This window comes from Lacinutrix neustonica (assembly GCF_026625145.1).
Taxonomy (GTDB): domain Bacteria; phylum Bacteroidota; class Bacteroidia; order Flavobacteriales; family Flavobacteriaceae; genus Lacinutrix; species Lacinutrix neustonica.
On sequence record NZ_CP113088.1, the window covers coordinates 2,395,517 to 2,415,401 of the forward strand.

Below are 19,885 nucleotides of genomic sequence, written 5' to 3' on the forward strand. Positions count from 1 at the left end.
TAAATTATAACAGCTCATAAATATATTATCCCTTAACTAACAATTTTAGCGTTATAATCTTCCGCAAAAATAAAACGAAAAGGGTGCCTGTCTTTTTTTTAATGTTAAAGATTTTGTAAATTCGACGAAAGACTTAATTTCAATGACTAAGAGTGGTGGTTTGGCATGGCAACCCCCTAAATATCATCATAATCTACAATAATTTTAGCGGAAGTTGGTTGTGCTTGACACGTTAACACTAAACCTTCGGCGACCTCGCTATCGGTTAAAATATTGTTCTGCCTCATGGTCGCGCTGCCTTCGGTAATACGCGCAATACAACTACTACAAATCCCACCTTGACAAGAATAAGGCGCATCTAAATCTTTAGCTAATGCCGCTTCTAGAATGGTTTGCGACTGTTCCATTTCAAAGCTTTCTTCATCATCATCAACAATAACCGTTATTTTTGTTTTGCCATCTGCTGCGGCTATAGTGTCAAGGGGTTTAGAAGCCTGGGCTGCCGTAAACAGTTCAAAATGAATTTTATTTTCGAGAATGTTATTCTCTGCTAAAACAGAGGTAACAGTATTAATCATGGCTTCACGGACCACAAAGATAAAAAGCGTCAATAATTACGTGTTTGTATCTGTTTTTCACGATGAGGTTCACGGTGCTTTTTTCAATACGACCAAAAAGCGCATCAGGTTCTTGTGCTTGACTAAATAGAAACTGAATGACAAAGCGTTCTTTGTAGGTGTGATGCAGTGCTAGTAGTTCGTTTAAAAAAATAGTGTCTTGGGTTGTTTTGTTTCCGTAAACTAAAACGAATGTGCTGTTGGGCTCTTCCTCTAAAAGAGTTTTAGCAATACTCAATACGGGTGTGATTCCACTACCGGCCGCAAAAGCCGCTATCGTTCGAGTTGCAGTAGCTAAAGGTTCAAAAGTAAATCGGCCTTTGGGTTCGGCAACATCTAAGGTGTCTCCAATTTTTAAAGAGTTGTTTGCATACTTGGAAAACGTTCCTCCTTCTACTTCTTTAACCGCCACTGTTATGTCGCCACTTTTTGGAGAAGAACAAAGGGAATAATCACGACGTATGGATTCGCCATTTATAGTCGTTTTTAAAGTGATATATTGTCCCGCTTTAAAACTAAAAGTTTGCTTTAATTGTTCGGGGATGTTAAAACTTAATGTGATACATTGAGCCGTTTCGCGGTGTATGTTTTTTATTGAAAGGGTGTGGAATTGCGCCATTATTTTTTTTACAAAAATAAGCAACAAGAAATTAAATCCCTTTTATTGTAACAAAAACTGTATTAATATTACTAATGGATTAAAACAAACCAAAAATGATTAAACGTTTTATAAGTTTAGAGTGGAAAGGGTTTACGCGCTCTGCTTCATTTAAAATGAATCTCGCACTTAAAGTTTTAATGCTTATTGGAGCCTTTTTTATGTTACTTTACGCGTTAGGGCTGGGTGTTGGTGCCTATTATATTATTGAAGAACTGGTAGATCCTGAACCGTTTAAGATCATCAATAAATTTATAATTTTTTATTTTGTAGGCGACTTGGTCTTTAGGTATTTTCTGCAAAAAATGCCAATTGTTAATATCAAACCGCTTTTATATTTACCACTAAAAAAGAATCAAGTGGTTCGATTTGGTATCAACAAAACAATGGTGTCTTTCTTCAATATTTGGCACGCCTTCTTTTTTATTCCGTTTTCAATCGTGCTATTAATCGAAGGGCATGATTTTATTAATGTCTTGGGTTGGTATTTGGCCATGCTGGCACTTGTTTATTGTAATAATTTTATTAATATTTTTGTCAATAACAAAGATTTCGCATTCTACTCTGTTTTAGCTGTCGTGGTCGTTTTAATGGCGTTAATGTATTATGATGTTTTTGATATTACACAATACACCACTCCAGTGTTTTCGGCCTTTTACAACCAGCCGTACTGGGCCATTATTCCATTAGCATTAGCAGTCTTGCTTTATAAAATGGCTTTTAATTATTTTAGAAAAAACTTCTACTTAGATGCAGGCTTAGCTAAAAAAGTCGCTGTCGCAGAAACCGATAACATGATTTGGCTGGACCGCTTTGGTAGCGTTTCGACATTCCTTAAAAATGATATAAAATTAATAAAAAGAAACAAACGTTCTAAAATGACATTGTTTATGAGCTTTGCTTTTCTGTTTTATGGTCTGCTCTTTTTTTCTCGGATCAATCGAAGTTTATGATGGTCCGTTTTGGCGGATTTTTGCAGGTATTTTTGTGACTGGTGGTTTTTTATTTTCTTTCGGACAATTTGTTCCTAGCTGGGATAGTGCCTACTACCCACTACTAATGAGCCAAAATATTCGTTACAAAGAATACTTAGAATCTAAATGGTATTTGATGGTCATTGCCACCATTTTTTCAACACTTTTTGCATCGTTCTATTTGTTTTTTGGTTGGCAGGCTTATGCGGCCATTGTTGTTGGGGCCATATATAATATAGGTGTTAATTCTCACGTCGTCCTTTGGGGTGGTGCCTATATTAAAACACCTATAGATTTAACTTCAGGAAAAAAGGCTTTTGGTGATAAAAAATCATTTAATGTTAAAACCCTTCTATTAACGATTCCTAAATTATTATTACCAATGCTTATCTATGCCGCTGGTCATTTATTACAAGGCGAAATCCTAGGTTTTGCACTAGTAGCCGTATTTGGGTTATTAGGGTTTTTATTTAAAAATGCGGTGTTTACTTTAATAGAAAAGATTTATAAAGCTGAAAAATATAAAACACTACTTGCTTATAAACAAACAAATTAGAACTATGATAATTACTTCAAACCTTTCGAAAACATATAATACAAACACGGTTTTAAACATTGAGAGCTTAGAGATACCAAAAGGTCAGAGTTTTGGTTTAGTGGGCAACAATGGTGCTGGAAAAACGACCTATTTTAGTTTACTATTAGATTTGATTCAGCCAACAACAGGCTATATAAAAAATAACAATGTGCGCGTTCACGAAAGCGAAGACTGGAAACCGTTTACTTCTGCCTTTATTGATGAAACCTTTTTAATTGGTTACTTAACCCCTGAAGAATATTTTTACTTTATTGGCGAATTGCGGGGGCAAAATAAAGCAGATGTCGATGCCTTACTCGCTCAGTTCGAAGATTTTTTCCACGGTGAAATTCTTCTGCAAAAAAAGTACTTACGCGATTTAAGTAAGGGTAACCAAAAGAAAGCAGGCATTGTAGCCGCACTTATAGGGCATCCGAAGTGATTATTCTTGATGAGCCTTTTGCTAATCTCGATCCCACCACTCAAATTAGATTAAAAGGGATTTTAAGAGATTTGGCAGAAAAAAAAGGAGTTACTGTTTTGGTTTCAAGTCATGACTTGTCACACGTTACAGACGTTTGTGAGCGTATTGTTGTGCTTGAAAAAGGTAAAGTGGTTAAGGATTTAGAAACTAACCCAGCAACCTTAAAAGAATTAGAAGCTCATTTTTCTCGGAGTGGTTGAGGTGTAGTTCTTTTCTATTTTAAATCACATTTTCTTTATTAATTGGCATAAAGTCAAAAAGATGCTTATTTTTACGTGCTTTTGCAATAGTTATATACTATTTTCAAAAGAATAAAGTTATGTATTAGACTAAATACAAGACCGTTGAAAATAGCACACAAATCAATATTAATAGTAGTAATTTCTGCACTAACCATAACGGGTTGTTCTCGAAAGAACGACAGTTTTGTAAGTCGAAATTTTCACGCGGTAACGGCAGAATACAACACGTTATTTAATGGAAACAACGCCTTAGAAAAAGGAAGAGAAAATCTCAACAGTGCTTATAGAGACAACTACTGGGCTGTTTTACCCGTAGAACGCATGCAAATTGCCGAAGAGATTATGCTTCCGGGGCAGTCTAAAAATGCAGATTTTACTGTAGCTGAAGAAAAGGCGGTAAAAGCCATACAACAACATGGTATGAATATTAAAGGCAAGGAATACAATCCGCAAATGGATGAAGCCTACCTCTTATTAGGTAAAGCCCGTTATTTTGATCAACGATTTATACCGGCTCCGGAAGCCTTCAATTACATTTTATACAAATATCCGGCAAGTAGCAACATTAACCAAGCAAAGGTCTCGGCGTGAGAAAACCAACATGCGTTTAGAAAATGATGAGTTGGCTATTAGAAACTTAAAACGGCTTTTAGAACAGGAAGAAATACAAGATCAGGAGTTGGCAGATGCTACTTCTATATTGGCGCAAGCTTATATTAATACCAAGTCTTTGGATAGTGCCTTAACTCAAATAGGTCGAGCTGCCGTAGCGACAAAGAAACCTCATGAAGAAGGCCGATTCTACTTTATTCAAGGACAACTCTATAATGCGCTAAAAGATAAAGACAGTGCCAACTTAGCGTTTGATAAAGTAATCGATTTAAACCGGAAGATACCTCGTAAATATCTCATTAGCGCACACATTGAAAAAGCGAAAAACTTTGATTACGAAAAAGGTAACAAATTAGAGTTTATTGAGCATTTAAGTAAACTGGAAGAAGACCGAGAAAACAGGCCTTTTTTAGACCATATCTATCACCAAAAAGCTACGTATTATCTAAATCGAAATAGAGATTCACTAGCCGTTGTGTATTATAACAAGTCTATTCGCACGAATTCACAAGACAAGATACTCATTTCTAAAAATTATGAAACGCTTGGCGATATGAATTTCGACCGAAATAATTTTAAAGTTGCTGGTGCTTACTACGATAGCACCATGACAAAAATGGTAGAAAACAGCAAGCCCTTTAGAATAATAAAACGGAAAAGAGAAAATCTTGATGATGTTATATACTACGAAGGCGTTGCCGAGGTTAACGATAGTATTCTCCGTTTTGTAAATATGCCGAAGCGGAACGCTTGGATTATTTTAAAGACTATGTGGCAAAACTAAAAGCAAAAGCTGAAGCAGAGAAAGAAAAAGCGGCCATAGCATTACAAAAACAAGGCTTAGCTCAAAACAATGCGGGACAAAATAATGTTGGCGGATTTAAACCCTCGGGGAGCACCCCTGTGGGATCTTCATTTTATTTCTATAATGATCAGACGGTCGCTTACGGTAAAAATGAATTTACTAGAATTTGGGGAGATCGAGAAAACAGAGATAATTGGCGTTGGTCTAACAGAAGAGGGGCAACTCAAGGTATAGAAAATGCTCTTGCTGAAAACGACCTTGCGGAAGACAACGAGTTTTTTGATGCCGGCTATTATATCGCTCAAATACCTTCAGAAAAAAAGACAATAGATAGCATAGCTAAAGAACGTAATTTCGCCTATTTTCAATTAGGTTTGATATACAAGGAAAAATTTAAAGAATATGAGTTGTCAAAAACGAAGTTCATTAGTTTATTAGATAATGAACCCGAGGACCGTTTAATATTACCTTCAAAGTATAATCTATTTAAAATCTACGAAATTTTAGGTCTTACAACAGAAATGGAGCGTGTTAAAAACGAGATTACTACTAACTATCCGAGAGACCCGTTATGCCCAAATATTAAATCATCCTGAAACAGCGCTTACAAAAGACGAAAGCAGTCCTGAAAGTGTTTATGAGTCTGTTTATAAGCTTTTTGAGACACAGAAATTTGCGGAAACCATTTCCAAAAGTGATCAATATATTACAGCTTTTGATGGTGAGGCTATTGTGCCTAAATTCGAGTTACTAAAGGCTTATGCTATAGGTAGGTTGTATGGTTTTATAAAATATAAAAAAGCAATTAACGATGTGGCCGTAAATTATGCAAATTCTGCAGAAGGTATTCAAGCACAATCCATTTTAGATAACGCAATCAAAGGCCTAGAAACGGCCTCATTTGAAGATGAAACCACAGCAACAAGCGCAAAAGCGGTCTTTGAATTTGTAAATGCCACGGTAGAAGAATTAAAAACGTTTAAAGAAACCCTAGAAAAAGCAATAGATAAAATGAAATACCATAATATGTATGTCTCTATTGACCTATATAGTCCTGATAAAACATTTGTTGTCGTTCATGGGTTAAAAAGTATTGAAGCAGCCCGGGGCTTTCCTTCCTTTTTTGAAAAGCCGGAGCAAGCCGAGATATCAAGATCATTTTTTGGTATTTCAACAGCCAATTACAGGGTTCTTCAAATTCATAAGAATTTAGAATCGTATTTAACCAACCAGTAAAATAAATAGTCATATGTTTCCCGATAGTAAAAAAACAAAACAAGATATTAACCAAAACTCAGTTCAGAACCTGATCTCTAAGGGCACTAAAATAGTGGGTACTTTTGAAAGTGAAGGCGATATTAGAATCGATGGTATTATAGAAGGAGAGGTGAGAACACCTGGAAAAGTAGTGGTAGGCAAAACGGGAGAAATCCATGGCTCACTAGAAAGTAGCAATGCCTATTTTGAAGGGACTTTAAAAGGAAAACTCACACTTACCGAAACGCTTACCCTAAAACCATCTGCCAAAATTGAAGGCGAAGTCATAATCGCAAAATTGGCCATAGAGCCGGGCGCTATTTTTAATGTAACCTGTGATATGAAAAACACAACTAAAGACATAAAAGGTGACTCAAAAGCCCAAAAAACAACTAAATAATTACATTAAATTCACAACAATCGCTTTTCAAATGATTGCCACCATTGGGCTATTGTCTTTTGTGGGTTGGTGGCTGGATTCAAAATTTCCAAATGAGTACAGTGCTTATACTGTGATTTTTTCTCTTTTAGGAGTAATTCTTGCTATTTACCAAGTCATAAAACAAGTCATTGGAATGTCAAAAGATAAATAATGAATCAAAAATTAATAAAATTTCTTTTCGTATTAATTCCTTTTACCCTCGTATTTTTTACCCTGCAACATTTTGTTTCTGACCTCATTCTTGACACTAAATTGCTGTTTTATAGTACTTGGAAGGTGTATTTGTTTAATTTTTTAGCAAGTTTTTTCGTCTATTTATTTGTTCTGTTTGTCAATAAAAATTTTTCAGATAAAACCGGCTTTGCTTTTATGGCTTGTGGGTTATTAAAAATGATGGCAGCTATTATTTTTTTGTTACCGATTATCCAAAACAAGGAATTAGATGCGGTGAACGATGTCATCACCTTCTTTATTCCCTATTTTCTTTTCCTATTGTTAGAAACAATTTACGTGGTTAAAATTTTAAATAAATAGCTGCTTTTTACACGTTAAAAATTAAGGTGTTACGCTCTATTTTTTTTTCTTCTTAATACCTTAAAAATTTAAAGAAAAAGCATACCTTTGCACCGAATTTTTAGGACGTTAATTTTTTATTAGATAAGGTATGACGATAGCACAAAAATCTATCAAACTGATCGCAATAGTAGTTTTAGCCTTGATACCAGTGGCTTCATTGGCATTGGAAGGTGGTCAACATGGTGAGGATAAAGAATTTAATGCGAGTGAGTTAATTAATGATCACATTGGTGATTCGCATGAGTTTCATATAGCAGATTGGAATGGTCATCCAATTTCTTTCTACTTGCCAGTGATTCTTTGGACAGACAATGGTTTAACTTTATTTTCTTCGGAAAAATTCCATCATGATAATTACGGAGAAACAGTAGTTGAAGCTAATGGTCAAGAATTTGTAAGACACCATGAAAGAATTTATTATAAAAATAAATTCGAAACCATGACTCAGGAAGATAAAGAAACAATGGTGCCTGTTGATTATTCGGTGAGACCTTTAGATTTCTCAATAACAAAGTTGGTGTTCTCTATGATGTTTTCTGTGTTATTATTATTCATCTTGTTTAGCGCGGTAGGGCGATCATATAAGAAAAATAGCAAGGCGCCTAAAGGCTTGGCTGCTTTCCTTGAACCACTGGTTCTATTTGTGAGAGACGATATTGCTATTCCAAACATTGGTGAGAAGAAATACGCTAGATTTATGCCGTATTTATTAACTATATTTTTCTTTATCTCGGGTAAATAATTTATTTGGGTTAATTCCTTTCTTTCCGTTTAGTTCAAACCTAACAGGGAATATATTTTTCACGTTCGTATTGTCGTTTATCACATTTATTGTGACGTCGTTTAGTGGTAATAAAGATTACTGGAAACACATACTAACACCCCCAGTACCAAAAGCGTTATATCCTATTATGGTTCCAATTGAAATCATTGGGATATTTACAAAGCCTTTTGCGTTAATGATTCGTTTATTTGCAAACATTACAGCTGGGCATATTATTATATTAAGTTTGGTTTCTTTAATATTCATATTTAAAAGCGTATTTATTGCACCAGTTTTCGGAGTGTTTGTTTTGTTTATGAGTGTTTTAGAAATGTTAGTTGCTGCTTTACAAGCGTATGTGTTTACGTTGTTATCAGCGCTATTTATTGGTCAGGCGGTAGCAGAACATGACCACGATCATGCGCATGATGCTGCTGGTCACGAAATTCCAGATGCAGAAGATGTGCGTGGGGATTTTATTTAAACAAGAGTTTTTTAATTATTAACTAAATAAATTTTATTACTTATGGTATTAGCTGGAATCGGAGCTGGTTTAGCTGCAATTGGTGCAGGAATCGGTATTGGAAAAATTGGTGGATCTGCAATGGATGCAATTGCTCGTCAACCTGAAGCTACTTCAAAAATTCAAACGGCGATGATTATTGCTGCTGCACTTATTGAAGGTGTTGCACTTTTCGCAGTGGTAGTTGCTTTAATTGCAAAGTAATTTTTGAAAACAAACTAAATAGTTCCGGAACGGTTGGTTCCGGAACTATTTTAAAAATTAAAAATAATTAAATAATAGTATAGATATGAACTTTACTGCACCAGTAAAGTTTGATTTTTTGGACAACGATAATTTTTGTGTTGTTCTTTTTCTTATTAAAGAAGTTTGCGTGGAAGCCTATTTTAGGTGCTGTTAAAAGCCGTGAAGACTCCATTAATAATGCATTAGCTTCTGCTGAAAAAGCAAAGTTAGAAATGCAGAATCTTAAAGCAGATAATGAAAACCTTTTACAAGAAGCGCGTGCAGAACGTGAAGGGATGTTAAAAGATGCTCGTGAGATGAAAAACAATATGATTGAAGAGGCTAAAGAGGAAGCGCAAGAACAGGCGAGCAAAATGATTGCGCAAGCCCAAGCAGCGATTGAAAGTGAAAAGAAAGCCGCTATGGCTGAGCTTAAAAATCATGTGGCAACTTTATCTATTGAAATAGCAGAGAAAGTAGTACGTCAAGAATTATCAAACAAAGACAGGCAATTAGAATTGGTTGACACGATGTTAGGTGATGCAAAACTAAACTAAGAAATAGAATGGCAAGAGCAGCAATACGTTACGCAAAAGCAGTGTTAAGTCTAGCAAATGATCAAAATTCGGCCGAGCCTGTAAATGAGGACATGAAGCTAATCGCTAATACTATTGCCGAGAATGAAGACTTAAGCGCTATGCTTCAAAGTCCGGTAATTAGTGCATCCATTAAAAAATCGGCATTACATGCCATTTTTAAGGATATTAACACACTAACGGGTAACTTAATAGAGACTTTAATTACTAATAAGAGAATTGATATCTTTGCAGATGTCGCATCAAAATTCAATGAATTGTATGATGTGTCAAAAGGAATCGAATCAGGAACAGTAACCACAGCAGTGCCATTGACAGCCGATTTGAAAGCAAAGGTGTTAGCTAAGGCTAAAGCATTAACTGGAAAAGATGTGGCTGTAGAAAACATTGTAGATGAAGACATCTTAGGAGGTTTCATTTTACGAGTAGGCGATTTACAATACAATGCAAGTATTGCAAATCAGTTAAATAAAATTAAAAGAGAATTCACATTAAACTAAAATAGCTGGTCGCAGATGTCAGGCTGAGCGCAGTCGAAGCCTCATACGACCATAAAGCAAATACTTAAGAAAATGGCAGAAGTAAAACCAGCTGAAATATCAGCAATCTTAAAACAACAACTTTCAGGTGTTGAAGCAAGCGCTTCATTAGATGAGGTTGGAACAGTATTAACTGTAGGTGATGGTATCGTACGTGCTTACGGACTAGCTAATGCTCAATATGGAGAATTAGTTGAATTCGATGGCGGCTTAGAAGGTATTGTATTAAACCTTGAAGAAGATAATGTAGGTATCGTATTATTAGGAACTTCAGTAGGCGTTAGAGAAGGTTCTACAGTAAAACGTACAGAGCGTATCGCATCTATTAAAGTAGGTGAAGGTATTGTTGGTCGTGTGGTAGATACTTTAGGGAATCCAATTGATGGAAAAGGACCTATAACTGGTGAAACTTACGAGATGCCTTTAGAGCGTAAAGCGCCTGGTGTTATTTATCGTGAACCAGTAACCGAGCCGTTACAAACAGGTATTAAAGCTATTGATGCGATGATTCCAGTAGGTAGAGGGCAACGTGAATTAGTTATTGGTGATAGACAAACTGGTAAAACAGCTGTTTGTATCGATGCCATTTTAAATCAAAAAGAATTTTACGATGCAGGTGAGCCTGTATACTGTATATATGTTGCTGTAGGTCAAAAAGCATCTACTGTAGCTTTAATTGCTAAAACCTTAGAAGAAAAAGGGGCTTTAGCGTATACAACCATAGTTGCTGCAAATGCATCAGACCCTGCTGCAATGCAAGTTTATGCGCCATTTACAGGAGCATCTATTGGAGAATATTTTAGAGATACTGGAAGACCTGCTTTAATTGTTTTTGATGATTTATCAAAACAAGCAGTAGCTTACCGTGAAGTCTCTTTATTATTAAGAAGACCACCAGGACGTGAAGCGTATCCAGGTGACGTTTTCTACTTACACTCAAGATTATTAGAGCGTTCTGCAAAAATCATTAATAATGATGCTATTGCTAAAGAAATGAATGACCTACCAGATTCGTTAAAACCTATCGTAAAAGGTGGGGGTTCTTTAACAGCATTACCAATTATTGAAACACAAGCAGGTGACGTTTCAGCATATATTCCAACAAACGTAATTTCTATTACAGATGGACAAATCTTCTTAGATGGAGATTTATTTAACTCGGTGTACGTCCAGCAATTAACGTGGGTATTTCGGTATCTCGTGTTGGAGGTAACGCACAAATTAAATCAATGAAAAAAGTATCTGGTACTTTAAAATTAGATCAAGCACAGTATCGTGAATTAGAAGCGTTTGCTAAGTTTGGTTCAGATTTAGATGCGGTGACTTTAAATGTTATTGAAAAAGGAAAACGTAACGTTGAAATTTTAAAACAAGCACAAAACGATCCTTTTAAAGTGGAAGATCAAGTCGCTATTATTTATGCGGGATCTAAAAACTTATTAAGAGATGTTCCTGTTGAAAAAGTAAAAGAATTTGAACGTGATTATCTTGAATTCTTAAATGCAAAACATAGAGATGTTTTAGACACTCTAAAAGCAGGTAAGTTAACAGATGAGGTGACAGATACTTTATCGCTTGTAGCAAAAGACCTTTCAGCTAAATATAGAGCTTAAACAAGTTAATAGTTTAAAGTTATGAGTTATAACGATTATAGCTCATAACTTTAAATATAGTAAATTAAATGGATTTAAACGGAAGGTCACTCGGAGCACAGTCGAAGAGTCCTTTGTATAACATTCGAACAGATATAAAGAATGGCTAATCTTAAAGAAATACGTAATAGAATATCATCGGTATCTTCAACCATGCAGATAACCAGTGCCATGAAAATGGTATCGGCGGCAAAGTTAAAGAAAGCGCAAGATGCTATTACCGCAATGCGACCATATTCAGATAAATTATCTGAACTTTTACAAAGTTTAAGCGCTACTTTAGATGAAGATTCGGAAGTAAATTTTCAGACCAGCGTGAAGTAAAAAATGTATTGATCGTTCCCATTACTTCAAACAGAGGTTTAGCTGGAGCGTTTAATTCTAATATCATTAAGCAAACACAGCATTTAGTTAAAAACGTGTATGCTGGAAAAAAGGTGTCCATTCTTGCTATTGGAAAAAAGGGCAATGATGCTTTTGCAAAACAACGCATCGTTATTGCAAATTATAGCGAAATTTATGAGGACTTAACCTTTGACAACGTGGCGCATGTCGCACAACGTATCATGGACATGTTTGTTGCAGGAGAGTATGATAAAATTGAAATTGTTTATAATAAGTTCAAAAACGCTGCCACTCAAATCGTAATGACAGAACAGTTTTTACCAATTGTGCCTGTTGAAGGTGCCGTAAACACCAATGCCGATTATCTTTTTGAGCCTTCAAAAATAGAAATTGTTGAACAGTTAATCCCTAAGTCTTTAAAAACCCAATTGTATAAAGGTATAAGAGATAGTTTTGCTAGCGAGCATGGTGCACGTATGACAGCAATGCACAAAGCAACAGACAATGCTACTGAATTAAGAGATCAATTAAAATTAACGTATAACAAAGCACGTCAAGCGGCTATTACTAATGAAATATTAGAAATTGTAGGTGGTGCAGAAGCGCTGAACAATTAAACCTAGTATGCGAGTTAGAATGCGGAAGCCTTGAACCTTTTCGATAATAGAGAATGGGCACACCGCAGTGATAAGAGTTAAAAAGTAAAAGATTATGTATTGCTTTTGGCTAAGTAAAGCAACCTATAAAGGAAAAACCTTATTCAAATAGAATAGGGTTTTTTTATGGAACACTATGAGATTTACTATCTTTACGAGACTTAAATGCATTAAAAATGAAATTATTGAAAACAATCACCCTTTCTAGCGTATTACTCTTTTTTGTATTAAGTTTCTCTCAGTGTTCAAGTTCAAAAAAAGTATTAGAGAATGCGCCAGTAAAAGTCGGTGAGGTCTATTTTCAATCATGGGTAGGAGGTGTAAAGGGTGGCGGTTCCGGAATTAATGTATTTATCCCTATTGATGAGCGTTCGCAGGCTAACTTCGTGTTAGATAGTGTTTACTTTAGAGGAAAAGTTGCTAAATTAGTAACTAAAACAGACAAAACGTTATTTATAGGAAGGTTTACTACAGCTTCTAATCAGGAAAGCGACCTTATAATGACAAATAAAGAAAACGGAGAGTATGGTAATGTAGTACCGAGTATTACAGGGGGCTTCCCATTTCAATTGAAGGATAATGAATGTGTTGTTAGCTATCAAGACAACAGTAACATCAAGTATTTTAAGGTTGAGAACCTAAGCGAAAAAGCTAGAGTAGATTATCCAAGCGCGCCTCCAACTCAAACGAAGCAATAACGAATGCCTGTACAACTTTTAAAGGTTTTGCAATACTTATACATTTAGACCAATTATTATACACCAACGTTGAGCGGATTTAAATCTCTTTTTAAACAAACATTTATTTATGGTTTAGCCACTGTGTTGCCTAGAATGTTGAGTTTTATTTTAGTACCTCTTTATACCAACCCATCAGTACTTTCTACTGCTGAATATGGTCGTGTCTCTTTCATTTTTGCCTATTTTGTATTGTTCAATGTGGTGCTGGCTTACGGTATGGAAACTGCCTTTTTTAGATTTTTTAATAAGGAAGACGGCCAAGAACATGTAACCAGCACGTCTGCCATTTCTTTAATTGTAAGTTCTGTTGCGTTATTAGGCATTGCATTTTTGTTTAGACATGACATTTCAAACCTGATTAATATAGAACTTAAATACCTCAATTTAGTTTTTATAATTCTATTGTTAGATGCTTTAGTAATCATCCCTTTTGCATGGTTACGTGCGACAGCGAAACCCATGCAATATGCGATTATTAAAATATTAAATGTTGCCATAAATGCGGGCTTAAACGTTTTTTTTCTATTGTACCTAAAAGAATGGTCTTATGGAAATACATTCTTTTCAAACATCTGTAAAGACCATTTTGAAATCAGTTATATTTTTATAGCTAATGTGATTGCCAGTGGCATCACATTACTGTTATTACTGCCCTTTTACACTAGAATTAAGCTAAGATTTGATACGGTTTTATGGAAAAAAATGATGCGATATGCGATGCCCGTACTTATAGCCGGAATCGCCTATTCAGTAAATGAAACATTCGATCGTATTCTGTTAGAAAAATTATTACCCAATACTATTGCTGAAGAACAAATAGGGATGTATTCTGCGTGTTATAAGCTCGCTTTATTTATGACCTTATTTGCTACAGCCTTCCGTTTGGGTATTGAACCCTATTTTTTCAGCCATTCTAAGACCGAAAATCCACAAAAGAATTATGCTAAAATTTTAGAGTTTTTCGTTGCTTTTGGCTCAGTCATCTTTTTAGGGGTGGTTGTATTTGCAGATGCAATTAAACCGTATATTATTAGAAGTGAAGCTTATTATGAGGCGATGTGGATCGTGCCTTTCATTCTCTTAGCACATTTTTGTCTAGGCATATATCACAACCTCTCCGTTTGGTATAAAATTACAGACCGCACAAAATTTGGCGCCTATGTATCTGTTTTTGGAGCCATAATTACACTAACGGTAAATTATATGTTAATCCCCAAAATTGGTTTTAAGGGGGCTGCAATAGCTACGCTATCGGCCTATGCCATGATGATGCTTTTATCTTTTTTCTTCGGAAGAAAGTATTATCCTATTCCATATAATTTAAAAAAAATAAGCTTATATTTCGGGGGGTCGACCCTCTTTTCAATGGTATATTTTTATAATTTTAGAGGAAATTATGTTATTGGAATTGGAGCATTAATTGTATTTTTAGCCTTAGTTTTTCAGCTTGAAAAAAACGAATTAAAACAAGTATTAAAAAAGAAATAGTATTCTGAACACAATAGAGAATCCTATGACAGATTATATGAATATAAAAATAATCAACAAATCCAATCACGCACTACCACATTATGAAACCATGGCTTCTGCCGGTATGGATTTAAGAGCAAACATAACAGAAAATATCATTCTGAAACCCATGGAGCGTACAATTGTGCCTACGGGTTTGTTTTTAGAGCTTCCTATAGGTGTAGAAGCACAGGTTAGACCTAGAAGTGGTTTGGCTGCTAAAAAAGGCATTACAGTGCTTAATGCACCAGGAACGGTAGATGCAGATTATAGAGGCGAAGTCGGGGTGATTTTAATTAACTTGTCTACAGAACCCTTTACTATAGAAAATGGGGAACGCATTGCACAACTCGTTATTGCAAAACATGAACGTGCAGAATGGTATGAAGTGGAAACGCTTTCTCAAACCGGTAGAGGACAAGGCGGTTTTGGTAGTACAGGGGTGAAATAATTGTACAGGAGATAAAAGGCGTTAGGCGGATGAAAGTTGAAGCCTGGACTCAAAAAAAAATTAATACGTTTTCCGCTGTGGCGGAAATAAAAATATACTTTTTCAATGAAAATAATAGTTCCAATGGCAGGGCGCGGATCTCGATTGCGTCCACATAGTTTAACCGTACCAAAGCCTTTAATTCCAGTTGCTGGTCAACCCATTGTCCATCGTTTGGTTAAAGATATCGTAAAAGTGTTAAACCAACCAATAGAAGAAATTGCCTTTGTTTTAGGAGATCCAGCATGGTTTGGTGATGATGTGGTATCTAGCTTGCAAGAGTTAGCACGAAGCCTTGGGGCCAAAGCGTCAATTTATAGACAAGACCAACCATTAGGAACGGGTCATGCGATTATGTGTGCCAAAGCATCCCTTCTCGGTCCAGCAGTAATTGCCTATGCCGACACGCTTATACGTGCTAATTTTAATCTAGATTCAGAAGCAGATGCTGTCATTTGGGTAAAACAAGTGGATCAGCCGAAGCTTATGGTGTGGTAAAACTAAACGACAAGCAAGAAATAGTAGAATTGGTAGAGAAACCAGAGCAATTTGTTAGTGATTTGGCCGTTATAGGGATTTACTACTTTAAAGAGGTTTCTGTGTTAAAAGAAGAATTACAAAAGGTGTTAGATAATAATATTATTAATGGTGGTGAATACCGGATTAATGACGGGATTAAAGGCATGATGGCGAAAGGAAAGGTATTTAAAACTGGCGAGGTTGCCGAGTGGATGGATTGTGGAAACAAAGCCGTGACGTTAGAAACGAACCAACGCATGTTGGGGTTCTTAAAAGCAGATGGTGAGGAGCAATTAATAGCGGCTTCAGTTAGAAATGAGAATTCTATAATTATAGAGCCATGCTTTATTGGTGAACATGTGCGCTTAATAAATGCCAAAATTGGCCCCAATGTGTCTATTGGAAATAACTGTGTCATTGAAAATTCCACCGTTAAAAATAGCCTAATACAGAATAACACCACGATAAAAAACGCTAATTTAGAGGAAGCGATGATTGGTAATCATGTAAAATACGATGGTAAATTTTCTAAAATTAGTATTGGGGACTATTCGGTTTTAGAATAAACGGATTTCGGTAAATCGTGAATATTATTAATCTTTCACGTTTTTTAAACAATTTTTGGAATAAAATTTGATTAAATTATCCCACACAAGATTTTAAAGACTTCCATTTTCAAGGGAGACATCTATGAAAAAACAACTATACATCTTACTTTTGTTTTCCGGAATGTTTTTCATGCCGCAGCATAACTATGCACAAATAGATTTTAATGCTGTGCCTGAGGATGATTTAGGAAATGTTTCAGATGAATTTCAAGAGTTGTTTTACGAAGCTTTAAAACAAAAGGCCATTGAGAATTACGACAAAGCCATTGTTGCCCTTCGAAAAGCACTTGAAATTGATGATACGGAGTCTATTTTGTATTTTGAACTTGGTAAAAATTACAACCAACTAAAGAATTTTGGTGAAGCAGAAGATGCTCTTAAAGAAGCGGTGAGTAAAAATCCGAGAAAACGAATGGTATTTAGATGAGTTGTATGAAACCTATTCCCAACAAAAAGATTTTGATAAAGCAATAAAGACCATTAAGCAGTTGGTAAAATACCACCCCGATTACAAGGAAGATTTGGCCTCTCTTTATGTGCGTACAAAACGGTACAAAGATGCTTTAAAAGTGTTGGATGATTTAGATGAAGAATTGGGTGTGTCCGACATTCGGGACCGTTTGCGAAATCAAATTTATAATGTCACTGGACAAAAGAAAAAACAAATAAAAAATCTTGAAGATCGAGTGGATGAAAATCCGGATGCAGAAAAGAACTATCTAGCCCTTATCTTTAGATATAGTGAGAATGGCGATAAAAAAAAGGCCTTTGAAACGGCTAGAAAACTTATTGAAATGAACCCGAGTCTCAGTTGGTACATCTAGCATTGTATAAGTTTTATTTAGATGACGGGGATTCAGAAAACGCCATTCAATCTATGAAAGTCGTTCTAAATAGCAGGCTAATTAAGCCAGGAGGCTAAGGTAAAAGTATTGGGCGATTTTGTGAAATTTGTAGATAAAAATCCACAATATGAAACAGATTTGGTAGAAATTACCACCTTAGTTTCAGAAAAAGCAACCAATGGAAAAACCTTTGTGGAGATCGCGCAATACTACCTAGTGAAAGGCGATAAAGCCAAAGCGATACATTATTATTTAAAAGCAGAAGCTCGGAAACTGAAAACTTCGGGTTACTAAGAAATATTTTATTACTTCATATAGATTTAGAACAATATCAAGAGGCGCAACAAAAAAGTAAAGAGAACATAGAAAAGCATCCTTCACAACCTGTTTTGTACCTTATTAACGGTGTTGCATTAAATCGGTTAGACCGGCCAAAGGAGGCTATAGAAAGTCTAGACGCAGGTTTAGATTATATTATTGAGGATAATAAAATGGAAGCCGATTTTTACAACCAGCTAGCAAAAGCCTACACAAGCTTAAACAATTTGAGCAAAGCAAAGACCTTTAGCGATAAAGCTAAAAAGCTAGAACTTCCTAATTAAATGAGAGCGAAATCTATTTCAGTATTTTTTATATTATTTTTAGCAATGTGTTTTACTGGCTGTAAATCTGCAAAAACACTCGTAGACACGGGTGCTTTAAATAAAAACCTCTCTACTAAGCAATTAGTGAAAGAAGTAAACCAAGGGAAGTCTAAATTCAACACCTTAGCTTCTCGTGTTAAAATAGAGATTCATGAGACCAACAAATCTAAAAGTTATACGGTAAATCTACGATTGGAAAAAGACAAGCAAATTTTGTTGTCTTCAACGCCAATTTCTGTGGTAAAAGCATTAATTACGCCCACTAGAGTAGCCTTTTATAATAAACTTGATGGAACCTATTTTGATGGAGATTTTGCTTATTTAAGCACCCTTTTGGGTACAGCACTGGATTTCGATAAGGTGCAAAATATGTTATTAGGGGAAGCCATTCTTGATGTTAATGCAAAGGACTATAGAAGTGATGTGGTTGAGCCCTCTTATATGTTACAGCCAAAAAACCAATTAGCAATATACGAACTATTTTTTCTTTTTAACCCAACCCATTTTAAACTGGATTCACAGCAAATAGCTCAACCGGAAGCCATGCGCTTATTACAGGTAGACTATCTAAAATACCAAAAAGTACAGACACAAACACTCCCTGAAGAAATGACTATTTTAGCGGTTGAAAAGAACGAAGAATTAAGAATTAACTTGGAATACAAATCGGTTGAAATAAATGAGCCGCTACGTTTTCCATTTAACATTCCTTCAGGATACGACGAAATTAAACGCGATTAATGTATAAATACCTTACATATTGTTTGCTTGGGTTATTGCTAACGACAACCTTTAGTTTTTCGCAAAGCGGAAAGCAAAAAGAGTTGGAAGCGAGGCGTGTAGAATTGCGTAATGAAATTGAAAAAATCAATACACTATTGGCCTCGAACAAATCGAAACAAAAATCTGAGGTCTCTTTAATTGAAGATCTCAATCACAAGCTTAGGGTAAGAGAAAATTTGATTAAAGTAACCAATCAACAAGCCAATTTGTTGACACGAGAAATTAATACCAATCAGAAGGAAATTACTGCCAATCGGAATGAGTTAAAACTTTTGAAAGTCAATTATGGTAAAATGCTTCAGAAGTCTTATAAAAATAAAAACAAACAAAACCGTGTCATGTTTTTATTGTCGTCTGCTAACTTTAAACAAGCGTATAAGCGCATTCAGTATTTAAACCAGTATGCAGACTACCAAAAACAGCAGGGCGAAACGATAAAAGAAAAAACCAAAGCCTTACAAGACGCCAACCTAAAACTATTAGCGCAAAAAGAAAAAAAACGTGCCCTTATAGCCCAAAATAAGATCGCACAAAAAACGTTGGAAACCGAACGTATAGAACACGAACAAATCATGAGTTCTATTAGAAAGAACTTAAATAAATACAGTGCACAAGTAAAAGAAAAGGAGAGAGAGGCCACCCGTATTGATAAAGAAATAGATAAGATTATTCGTGATGCTATTGCAGCATCTAATAAAGCAAAAGCCTCAGACAAGACCAAACGGGTAAGTTCAAAGGAATTTGCTTTAACAGCAGAGGCTAAGGCGCTCGCTAACGACTTTTTGGGCAATAAAGGCAAATTGCCTTGGCCAGTAGAAAAAGGTGTCATAAAACTACGTTATGGCAAGCAACCCTCGCCCATAGACCCTTCAGTGACCATTAATAGTAACGGGGTTAGAATATCTACAGAAAAAAACGCTAAAGTAAGAGCTGTTTTTAATGGTGAAGTGTGGCGTATCATACAGCCCAAACGTAGTAATCCCATTGTATTAATTAAGCACGGGAATTACATTACAGCGTATAGAAATATTGGTAAACTATATATAAAAACAGGAGATAAAGTGACCACGAAACAGGAGATTGGCGAAGTATTTACAAGCCCAACCAATGGTGAGAGTATCTTAAATTTTAGTATTTATAAAGACAGTCACACTCAAAATCCAGCGTCTTGGATTTATAAGATGTAGTGTGTTCCTAAGTAAAT

At 35.5% G+C, this 19,885-nt stretch carries 21 protein-coding genes and 6 pseudogenes; 26 read left to right on the forward strand and 1 reads right to left on the reverse strand.

Annotated features, from left to right (window positions below; all coding sequences use genetic code 11):
• Positions 1-176: 176 nt before the first annotated feature.
• Positions 177-1,236 (reverse strand): annotated as a pseudogene (locus N7U66_RS13110) (2Fe-2S iron-sulfur cluster-binding protein).
• A 95-nt stretch (positions 1,237-1,331) separates the two neighbouring features.
• Between N7U66_RS13110 and N7U66_RS22030 the strand changes: the two are divergent.
• The 26 genes and pseudogenes from N7U66_RS22030 to N7U66_RS13235 all read left to right on the forward strand — a co-directional run bounded on the left by N7U66_RS22030 (position 1,332) and on the right by N7U66_RS13235 (position 19,868).
• Positions 1,332-2,228: a DUF5687 family protein gene (locus N7U66_RS22030; protein WP_313791228.1), complete on the forward strand. Its 897-nt coding sequence runs from the start codon at positions 1,332-1,334 to the stop codon at positions 2,226-2,228.
• Positions 2,188-2,805, forward strand: coding sequence for a DUF5687 family protein (locus N7U66_RS22035; RefSeq protein WP_313791229.1), 618 nt, complete (start codon positions 2,188-2,190; stop codon positions 2,803-2,805). Before N7U66_RS22030 ends, N7U66_RS22035 begins: the two co-directional genes overlap by 41 nt.
• 4 nt (positions 2,806-2,809) lie before the next feature.
• Positions 2,810-3,510, forward strand: a pseudogene (locus N7U66_RS13120) (ABC transporter ATP-binding protein).
• 144 nt (positions 3,511-3,654) lie between these two features.
• A complete protein-coding gene (locus N7U66_RS13125; RefSeq protein ID WP_267675692.1) occupies positions 3,655-4,143 on the forward strand; it encodes a hypothetical protein in 489 nt (162 codons plus the stop codon).
• Positions 4,144-4,153: 10 nt separating this feature from the next.
• Positions 4,154-4,948: a type IX secretion system periplasmic lipoprotein PorW/SprE gene (porW, locus tag N7U66_RS13130; RefSeq protein WP_267675693.1), complete on the forward strand. Its 795-nt coding sequence runs from the start codon at positions 4,154-4,156 to the stop codon at positions 4,946-4,948.
• Positions 4,915-5,565 (forward strand): hypothetical protein, encoded by a 651-nt coding sequence (locus N7U66_RS13135; protein WP_267675694.1) that lies wholly within the window; start codon positions 4,915-4,917, stop codon positions 5,563-5,565. Before porW ends, N7U66_RS13135 begins: the two co-directional genes overlap by 34 nt.
• A complete protein-coding gene (locus N7U66_RS13140; protein WP_267675696.1) occupies positions 5,498-6,205 on the forward strand; it encodes a hypothetical protein in 708 nt (235 codons plus the stop codon). Before N7U66_RS13135 ends, N7U66_RS13140 begins: the two co-directional genes overlap by 68 nt.
• Before the next feature lie 13 nt (positions 6,206-6,218).
• The gene (locus N7U66_RS13145) at positions 6,219-6,626 is read left to right on the forward strand and encodes a bactofilin family protein (RefSeq protein WP_267675699.1); all 408 of its coding nucleotides are present in this window, start codon (positions 6,219-6,221) and stop codon (positions 6,624-6,626) included.
• Positions 6,595-6,819 carry an AtpZ/AtpI family protein gene (locus tag N7U66_RS13150; protein ID WP_267675701.1) on the forward strand — a complete coding sequence of 75 codons (225 nt, stop codon included), beginning with the start codon at positions 6,595-6,597 and terminating at the stop codon, positions 6,817-6,819. The genes N7U66_RS13145 and N7U66_RS13150 overlap by 32 nt, the downstream gene beginning before the upstream one ends.
• Positions 6,819-7,202, forward strand: coding sequence for a DUF6168 family protein (locus N7U66_RS13155; RefSeq protein WP_267675703.1), 384 nt, complete (start codon positions 6,819-6,821; stop codon positions 7,200-7,202). Before N7U66_RS13150 ends, N7U66_RS13155 begins: the two co-directional genes overlap by 1 nt.
• A 130-nt stretch (positions 7,203-7,332) precedes the next feature.
• Positions 7,333-8,491, forward strand: a pseudogene (atpB, locus tag N7U66_RS13160) (F0F1 ATP synthase subunit A).
• Between the two features lie 42 nt (positions 8,492-8,533).
• Positions 8,534-8,734, forward strand: a complete 201-nt coding sequence (gene atpE / locus N7U66_RS13165) for an ATP synthase F0 subunit C (protein WP_044401428.1) — start codon at positions 8,534-8,536, stop codon at positions 8,732-8,734.
• Between the two features lie 110 nt (positions 8,735-8,844).
• Positions 8,845-9,312, forward strand: a complete 468-nt coding sequence (locus tag N7U66_RS13170) for a F0F1 ATP synthase subunit B (RefSeq protein ID WP_267675720.1) — start codon at positions 8,845-8,847, stop codon at positions 9,310-9,312.
• A gap of 8 nt (positions 9,313-9,320) precedes the next feature.
• Positions 9,321-9,851, forward strand: coding sequence for an ATP synthase F1 subunit delta (atpH, locus tag N7U66_RS13175; protein WP_267675722.1), 531 nt, complete (start codon positions 9,321-9,323; stop codon positions 9,849-9,851).
• A 72-nt stretch (positions 9,852-9,923) separates the two neighbouring features.
• A pseudogene (atpA, locus tag N7U66_RS13180) lies at positions 9,924-11,503 on the forward strand (F0F1 ATP synthase subunit alpha).
• Between the two features lie 141 nt (positions 11,504-11,644).
• A pseudogene (gene atpG, locus N7U66_RS13185) lies at positions 11,645-12,504 on the forward strand (ATP synthase F1 subunit gamma).
• Positions 12,505-12,719: 215 nt separating this feature from the next.
• Positions 12,720-13,241: a hypothetical protein gene (locus tag N7U66_RS13190; RefSeq protein ID WP_267675724.1), complete on the forward strand. Its 522-nt coding sequence runs from the start codon at positions 12,720-12,722 to the stop codon at positions 13,239-13,241.
• 69 nt (positions 13,242-13,310) lie between these two features.
• On the forward strand, positions 13,311-14,771 hold the full coding sequence (locus N7U66_RS13195; RefSeq protein ID WP_267675726.1) for an oligosaccharide flippase family protein: 1,461 nt from the start codon (positions 13,311-13,313) through the stop codon (positions 14,769-14,771).
• A gap of 37 nt (positions 14,772-14,808) precedes the next feature.
• Positions 14,809-15,243: a dUTP diphosphatase gene (gene dut, locus N7U66_RS13200; protein WP_267678532.1), complete on the forward strand. Its 435-nt coding sequence runs from the start codon at positions 14,809-14,811 to the stop codon at positions 15,241-15,243.
• A 105-nt stretch (positions 15,244-15,348) separates the two neighbouring features.
• Positions 15,349-16,367: pseudogene (locus N7U66_RS13205) on the forward strand (sugar phosphate nucleotidyltransferase).
• Between the two features lie 124 nt (positions 16,368-16,491).
• Positions 16,492-16,836, forward strand: a complete 345-nt coding sequence (locus N7U66_RS13210; RefSeq protein ID WP_267675728.1) for a tetratricopeptide repeat protein — start codon at positions 16,492-16,494, stop codon at positions 16,834-16,836.
• 1 nt (position 16,837) lies between these two features.
• Positions 16,838-17,233, forward strand: coding sequence for a tetratricopeptide repeat protein (locus N7U66_RS13215; protein ID WP_267675731.1), 396 nt, complete (start codon positions 16,838-16,840; stop codon positions 17,231-17,233).
• 120 nt (positions 17,234-17,353) lie between these two features.
• The gene (locus N7U66_RS13220; protein ID WP_267675733.1) at positions 17,354-17,548 is read left to right on the forward strand and encodes a hypothetical protein; all 195 of its coding nucleotides are present in this window, start codon (positions 17,354-17,356) and stop codon (positions 17,546-17,548) included.
• A 95-nt stretch (positions 17,549-17,643) separates the two neighbouring features.
• Positions 17,644-17,856, forward strand: a complete 213-nt coding sequence (locus N7U66_RS13225) for a hypothetical protein (RefSeq protein ID WP_267675735.1) — start codon at positions 17,644-17,646, stop codon at positions 17,854-17,856.
• Complete coding sequence (locus tag N7U66_RS13230) at positions 17,857-18,639, forward strand: DUF4292 domain-containing protein (protein ID WP_267675736.1); 783 nt, start codon at positions 17,857-17,859, stop codon at positions 18,637-18,639. It abuts the gene before it with no gap.
• Positions 18,639-19,868 (forward strand): murein hydrolase activator EnvC family protein, encoded by a 1,230-nt coding sequence (locus tag N7U66_RS13235; protein ID WP_267675737.1) that lies wholly within the window; start codon positions 18,639-18,641, stop codon positions 19,866-19,868. Before N7U66_RS13230 ends, N7U66_RS13235 begins: the two co-directional genes overlap by 1 nt.
• Positions 19,869-19,885 lie beyond the last annotated feature (17 nt).